7 protein-coding genes and 1 pseudogene are annotated in these 6394 nt (G+C 50.5%); 3 read left to right on the forward strand and 5 right to left on the reverse strand.

Annotated elements, in window-relative coordinates; translation table 11 throughout:
- Nucleotides 1-172 precede the first annotated feature (172 nt).
- Entirely contained in the window at nt 173-472 is a 300-nt protein-coding gene (locus BEG40_RS06025) for a DUF406 domain-containing protein (protein WP_000655995.1), read from the forward strand.
- Nucleotides 473-483: 11 nt separating this feature from the next.
- Nucleotides 484-912, forward strand: a complete 429-nt coding sequence (uspD, locus tag BEG40_RS06030; RefSeq protein WP_000323549.1) for a universal stress protein UspD — start codon at nt 484-486, stop codon at nt 910-912.
- A 4-nt stretch (nt 913-916) separates the two neighbouring features.
- Here the strand turns inward: uspD and fpr are convergent, their stop codons facing one another.
- The 4 genes from fpr to glpF all read right to left on the reverse strand — a co-directional run bounded on the left by fpr (nt 917) and on the right by glpF (nt 5343).
- A complete protein-coding gene (fpr, locus tag BEG40_RS06035) occupies nt 917-1663 on the reverse strand; it encodes a ferredoxin--NADP(+) reductase (protein WP_021551626.1) in 747 nt (248 codons plus the stop codon).
- 96 nt (nt 1664-1759) lie between these two features.
- The gene (gene glpX / locus BEG40_RS06040) at nt 1760-2770 is read right to left on the reverse strand and encodes a class II fructose-bisphosphatase (RefSeq protein WP_001250634.1); all 1011 of its coding nucleotides are present in this window, start codon (nt 2768-2770) and stop codon (nt 1760-1762) included.
- Nucleotides 2771-2966: 196 nt separating this feature from the next.
- Nucleotides 2967-4475: a glycerol kinase GlpK gene (gene glpK / locus BEG40_RS06045; protein WP_000136801.1), complete on the reverse strand. Its 1509-nt coding sequence runs from the start codon at nt 4473-4475 to the stop codon at nt 2967-2969.
- 22 nt (nt 4476-4497) lie between these two features.
- Nucleotides 4498-5343 carry a glycerol uptake facilitator protein GlpF gene (gene glpF, locus BEG40_RS06050; RefSeq protein ID WP_000084276.1) on the reverse strand — a complete coding sequence of 282 codons (846 nt, stop codon included), beginning with the start codon at nt 5341-5343 and terminating at the stop codon, nt 4498-4500.
- 424 nt (nt 5344-5767) lie between these two features.
- On the opposite strand from glpF, the gene zapB reads away from it, so the two are divergent.
- Complete coding sequence (gene zapB, locus BEG40_RS06055) at nt 5768-6013, forward strand: septal ring assembly protein ZapB (protein ID WP_001296623.1); 246 nt, start codon at nt 5768-5770, stop codon at nt 6011-6013.
- A gap of 39 nt (nt 6014-6052) precedes the next feature.
- Here zapB and BEG40_RS06060 read toward each other — a convergent pair.
- Nucleotides 6053-6349 (reverse strand): annotated as a pseudogene (locus BEG40_RS06060) (hypothetical protein); the annotation flags it as partial.
- Nucleotides 6350-6394 lie beyond the last annotated feature (45 nt).

Raw genomic sequence — 6394 nt, forward strand, 5'->3', positions numbered from 1 at the left:
GTTATTTCCATATTGCAAATGACGGTACCCGGAAAATCTCCCTCATTTCCTCACCTTAATCAATATCAAAAAAAATGGTAATCCATAAGATCATTACTTGTTTGTTCTTCCCTTAACGGCGCATTATTCTTAAGTGGCAATCGACAGAGAGGCGAATATACAGAGGTGCCCTATGAAAGATGTCGTAGATAAATGCAGTACTAAAGGATGTGCGATTGATATCGGTACGGTGATTGATAACGACAACTGTACCAGCAAACTTTCGCGCTTTTTTGCTACTCGCGAAGAAGCAGAGTCCTTTATGACCAAACTGAAAGAGCTTGCAGCCACTGCATCCTCTGCGGATGAAGGTGCCAGCGTGGCCTATAAGATTAAAGATCTGGAGGGGCAAGTCGAGCTTGATGCAGCTTTCACCTTCTCATGCCAGGCCGAGATGATTATTTTTGAGTTATCACTGCGTTCACTTGGTTAATGGAGTTAAACATGGCTTATAAACACATTGGCGTGGCAATTTCCGGGAATGAAGAAGATGCCCTACTGGTGAACAAAGCCCTGGATCTCGCCAGACATAATGACGCTCATCTGACGTTAATTCATATTGATGATGGCTTAAGTGAGTTGTATCCGGGTATCTACTTCCCCGCAACAGAAGATATTCTTCAACTGTTGAAAGATAAGTCGGATAACAAACTGTATAAGCTGACGAAAAATATTCAGTGGCCGAAAACGAAACTGCGCATTGAGCGCGGCGAAATGCCGGAAACACTGCTGGAAATTATGCAAAAAGAGCAGTGTGACCTCCTTGTCTGTGGTCATCACCACTCGTTTATCAACCGTTTGATGCCGGCATATCGCGGGATGATCAATAAGTTGAGTGCGGATCTCTTGATCGTGCCGTTTATCGACAAGTAACCGCTTACCAGTAATGCTCCGCTGTCATGTGACCCGGTCGGCGACGTAAATGCTTCGTCATCTGCCGGGTCTCTTTCAGCAGTTGTTGCGTATCACGTACCATCTGCGGATTACCACACAGCATCACATGGCTGGTTTCTTTATTCATTGGTAGTCCAACCGCGTTTTCCAGCTCACCGCTTTCAATTAACGCCGGTATTCTCCCGGTGAGTGAGCCCTCTGCCGTTTCCCGACTGACAACCGTCTGAATGCGCAGTTTTCCTTCGTAGCGTTTTTCCAGTTCCTGCATCAGTGGCAAATAGCTTAAGTCGGCGGCATAACGCGCGGCGTGAACCAGTACCAGATTTTTGAAGCGATCTAAATCTTTGCCTAATTGCAGAATCGACAAATAAGGGCCAATCGCTGTACCGGTTGCCAGCATCCATAGCGTTTCACAATCTGGTACTTCATCCAGTACAAAGAAGCCAGCCGCTTCGCTAACGACCTGCACTTCGTCACCCGGTTTTAGTGCCGCCAGTCGCGGGCTTAATTTACCATCGGGGACGGTGACCAGGTAAAACTCCAGGTCGGGATTGTCGGGCGAATTAACGTAAGAGTAGGCGCGCTGGACGCGTTCGCCGTCAATTTCAAGGCCAAGTTTGGTGAATTGCCCGGCGGTAAATGGATGCACAGGGGCGTGAACGGTGAGACTAAACAGGGCGTCGGTCCAGTTCTGCACTTTAGTGACTTTGCCTGTTACCCAATCAGCCATGTTTCTCTCCTGTTTTGATTGACTTGCCTTATCTTCGTTCTCCGGACAAAAAAATTCCAGTCCCGAAGGACTGGAAGGCTCAATCGATCAAATCAATCAGAGAATGTGCTCCTGCATTTCCGGGTCTTTACGATCCAGATAATGGATGGACTGAATACGGCGAATAGTGCGGGATTTGCCACGGATTAGCAGCGTTTCGGTGGTGGCGATATTGCCTTTGCGGCTAATCCCTTCCAGCAGATCGCCTTTGGTGATACCGGTGGCAGAGAAGATGACGTTATCGCTACGCGCCATATCGCCCAGACGCAGCACTTTACCCGCTTCGATGCCCATCGCTTTGCAGCGTGCCAGCTCCTGCTCGCCAATGCGACGATTCTCTTCGTTGTCGCCTTTGACGTCATGACGAGCCAGCAGACGACCATTCATATCGCCATCTAATGCGCGGATCACCGCCGCTGAAACCACGCCTTCTGGGGCGCCGCCAATACCGTACAGCACGTCAACTTCACTGTCTGGCATACAGGTAAGAATCGAGGCTGCGACATCGCCATCAGGAATGGCAAACACGCGCACGCCGAGTTGCTGCATTTCTGCGATAATTGCGTCGTGGCGCGGTTTCGCCAGAATAGTGACCGTCAGTTCGCTTAACGGTTTGCCGAGTGCCGCTGCAACATTGCGTAGGTTATCCGCCAGCGGCAGATTCAGGTCAATGGTGCCCTTAGCTCCCGGTCCGACGATCAGCTTTTCCATATACATATCCGGCGCATTAAGGAAGCAGCCCTTATCGCCGACAGCCAGCACCGCCAGCGCGTTAGCCTGACCCATCGCCGTCATGCGCGTGCCTTCAATCGGGTCAACAGCAATATCTACCGCATCGCCGCGACCAGTACCGACTTTTTCACCAATGTAGAGCATCGGTGCTTCGTCGATTTCGCCTTCACCAATGACGATGGTGCCGTCAATGTTGACCTGGTTGAGCATAATACGCATGGCGTTTACCGCCGCGCCGTCAGCGGTGTTTTTATCGCCGCGTCCTAACCATTTGTAGCCAGCCAGCGCCGCAGATTCGGTGACGCGGGAAAATTCGATGGCAAGTTCTCGTCTCATAGCAAACTCTAAGCAGTAAGGAATGGCGCGAAGTGTAGCACAGGGGAAGGGCGGGATTATTGATGTGTGCGGGGTTGCCCCCGCACGGTTTCAGAGTCTGCATGATGCCGGATATGTATCCGCCTCGTAGGCCTGATAAGACGCGTCAGCGTCGCATCAGGCGATCAGCATCAGACAATCGTTCAGATGTCTGGCATCACTCCTCGTGTTCTTCCCACGCCATCGCGCGTTTAACCGCTTTTTTCCAGCCAGCGTAACGGTAATTACGCTCGGTGGTTTCGATGCCAGGGCGGAACTCGCGTTCAATCACCGCTTTCTCTTGCAGCTCGTCAAGGTTCTGCCAGAAGCCAACCGCCAGACCAGCAAGATACGCTGCACCCAATGCGGTCACTTCGCGCACTTCCGGGCGCTCAACGCGAGTGCCGAGGATGTCAGACTGGAACTGCATCAGGAAATTGTTCGCCACCGCGCCGCCATCCACGCGCAGTGCGTGCAGACGAATACCGGAGTCGGCCTGCATTGCTTCCAGTACGTCACGCGTCTGATAAGCAATAGACTCCAGCGTCGCGCGGATGATGTGGTTAGCATTCACCCCACGAGTCAGACCGAAAATCGCCCCGCGCGCATACGGATCCCAGTACGGCGCGCCCAGACCGGTAAAGGCCGGAACGACATATACGCCGTTGGTATTTTGCACTTTGGTGGCAAAGTATTCGGAATCGTCGGCGTCGCTAATCAGCTTCATCTCATCGCGCAACCACTGAATCGATGCGCCCGCCATAAATACCGCGCCTTCCAGCGCATAGTTCACTTCGCCAGTCGGGCCACAGGCGATGGTCGTAAGCAGGCCGTTTTCTGATGTCACCGCTTTCTCACCGGTATTCATCAACATAAAGCAGCCTGTACCATAGGTATTCTTCGCCATCCCTTCTTTAACGCACAACTGACCGAATAACGCCGCCTGCTGATCACCCGCGATCCCGGCGATCGGAATACGTGTGCCGCCTTTACCGCCGATGTTGGTCTGACCGTATACTTCCGAAGAGCGACGCACTTCTGGCAGCATCTCGCGCGGGATATCCAGTGCGTCGAGCATTTTGTCGTCCCAGTCCAGAGTATGGATGTTGAACAACATGGTGCGAGACGCGTTGGTGTAATCGGTCACGTGAACGCGACCTTGAGTCATTTTCCAGATAAGCCAGGTATCAACCGTACCAAACAGCAGTTCACCACGACGCGCACGCTCGCGGGAGCCTTCCACATGGTCGAGGATCCACTTCACTTTGGTGCCAGAGAAGTACGGGTCAATGACCAGACCGGTGTTATTACGAATGTACTCTTCCATGCCATCGCGTTTGAGATGCTCGCAGATCTCAGCGGTACGACGGCACTGCCAGACAATGGCGTTATAGATAGGCTTGCCGGTTTCTTTTTCCCAGACGATAGTGGTTTCTCGCTGGTTAGTAATCCCAATAGCTGCAATTTGATCGGAACTGATATCGGCTTTCGCCAGCACTTCTACCAGCGTAGAGCTTTGGGTGGCCCAGATTTCCATTGGGTCGTGTTCTACCCAGCCTGGTTTTGGGTAGATTTGCTCAAATTCGCGCTGTGACACGCTAATGATATTGGCATCGTGATCCATCACGACTGCGCGGGAGCTGGTGGTGCCCTGGTCGAGCGCAACGATATATTTTTTTTCAGTCATGTTTAATTGTCCCGTAGTCACATTACAGTGAAGCTTTTTGTTCTGAAGGAGTTGTGATCTCCTTTTCTTCCACAACACAGATATCGCAAGGCAAATGGCGGCCAATCAGTTTGCGGTAGGCAAATGCACCTACAATCGCGCCAACGATAGGGCCAAAAAGCGGCACAAGGAAGTAAGGAATGTCTCTGCCGCCGGTAAAGGCGACCTTGCCCCAGCCCGCCAGCCAGGCAAAGACTTTCGGACCGAAGTCACGCGCTGGGTTCATGGCAAAGCCTGTCAATGGACCCATAGATGCGCCGATGACCGCAATCAGTAGACCAATCAACAACGGTGCCAATGGCCCACGCGGTACACCGTTACCATCGTCCGTGAGCGCCAGGATCAGCCCCATCAGAATAGCGGTAATCACCATTTCAACTGCGAAAGCCTGCACAAAATTGATATGAGGGTTAGGGTAAGTAGAGAATGTGCCCGCCAGATCAACACTTTCGACGCTGCCGCGAACAATATGATGGGTCTGTTCGAAGTCGAGGAATAAATTGTAGTAAAGCCCGTAAACTAATGCCGCAGCGCAGAAAGCACCGGCAACTTGTGAAACGATAAAAGGAATAACTTTTCGCTTGTCGAAACAGGCAAACAGCCACAACGCAATAGTGACAGCGGGATTAAGATGCGCGCCGGAAACCCCTGCAGTCAGGTAGATGGCCATTGCCACCCCTAGTCCCCAAATGACACTGATTTCCCACTGACCAAAAGACGCACCAGCGACTTTAAGTGCTGCAACGCAACCCACACCGAAAAAAATCAACAACCCGGTCCCTAGGAATTCAGCAATGCACTGGCCTTTCAAGGTTGATGTTTGACTCATAATCGGATCCTGAAGAGTTAATGTTTGTTGTAAGCGTGAAAGTCACTGACGTTCACGATGCTTGTAGGCATCCTGTGAATTTATCGTTAACGAGCAAAAACGAGAAATATCGAAATCAAAATGTGTGTGCCGCGTCATAAAATGAGCGTTATCGCGCCATTTCTTTCATATTTTCTTACATGATGCACGTTTGTTAAATCATTCTTGCAACAAATTTTTTAACATTTTCGATTCGTGTGGATTATGTCACCAGGAGAAGGATGAAAAGTGTGGCAAACTGGAATCTGCAAGGCGTGCTGCTGGACAGAGATGGCGCGGCTTCATACAATCGGAGCTAACGAAAACGCGCACGTATTTATTAAGGCGTCACCGATAATCGGGACGAGGATTTATATCCATCAACGCCTTGCAATTCAGGAGAGGTATGACAATGTCATTAGAAGTGTTTGAGAAACTGGAAGCAAAAGTACAGCAGGCGATTGATACCATCACTTTGTTGCAGATGGAAATCGAAGAGCTGAAAGAAAAAAACAACTCACTGTCGCAGGAAGTTCAGAATGCCCAGCATCAGCGTGAAGAGCTGGAGCGTGAGAACAACCATCTGAAAGAACAGCAGAACGGCTGGCAGGAACGTCTGCAGGCTCTGCTGGGTCGCATGGAAGAGGTTTAATCTTTTCCACTCAGAGGCGCCGCAAGGCGCCTTATTTTTTTACTTCACTGCATTTTTAGCAGAAAGCATAATCCCCATCGCCTGTTGGCGATATTTATCTGCCGTATCTGGCTCCATCAATGCAATGATCCCCACAGCCCTGGGGGTGTCCTCAAGATAAACACTGATGGTTCTCTTCTGCTGACCATCGAAATTTATCAACACATCCTGATACTTACAGGTGAAATGTTTGGCATTACAGTCATGAAACTGGAAGGTTTCTTCATTGTATTGATCCTTGAGATTGTCTCGCTGCATCTTCTTTAACTCTTCCAGCGAGTCATCGGTGGATTTGCCCCTATATTTCCAGACACCTGTTATCACTTAACCCATTACTGGCCT

This window comes from Escherichia sp. MOD1-EC5495, from assembly GCF_002965965.1.
Lineage (GTDB): Bacteria > Pseudomonadota > Gammaproteobacteria > Enterobacterales > Enterobacteriaceae > Escherichia > Escherichia ruysiae.